This is a genomic window from Mesorhizobium sp. M8A.F.Ca.ET.181.01.1.1 (genome assembly GCF_004792025.1).
Classification (GTDB): Bacteria; Pseudomonadota; Alphaproteobacteria; order Rhizobiales; family Rhizobiaceae; genus Mesorhizobium.
Genome location: NZ_SRTV01000285.1, coordinates 1 through 290, shown reverse-complemented (window position 1 = coordinate 290; position 290 = coordinate 1). Strand labels below are relative to the sequence as shown.

1 protein-coding gene is annotated in these 290 nt (G+C 58.6%); it reads left to right on the top strand.

The window, feature by feature from the left end:
* Window positions 1-288, top strand: a 288-nt coding sequence (locus tag EN824_RS34620; RefSeq protein WP_135933239.1) for a 5-carboxymethyl-2-hydroxymuconate isomerase, incomplete at its 5' end; no start/stop codon positions are given.
* Window positions 289-290: the final 2 nt, after the last annotated feature.

Below are 290 nucleotides of genomic sequence, written 5' to 3'. Positions count from 1 at the left end.
GTTTATCCGCTCGGCGGCATTCGTGTGCGCGCGTTGCGCTGCGAACACTATTGCATTGCCGATGGACGCGCCGACGCCGCCTTCCTGCACGCGAACCTGAAGATCGCCACCGGACGCTCTGAAGTCGTGAAAAAAGCTACCGGCCACGCGATATTCATGCTCATCAAGGAGCACTTTGCCGATGCATTCGAACAGAGTGGGCTCGCTTTGTCGCTGGAACTGAACGAGTTCAGCGAGGCCGGCACCTGGAAACACAACAACCTCCACGCGCGGCTTAACGCGCATTAGAG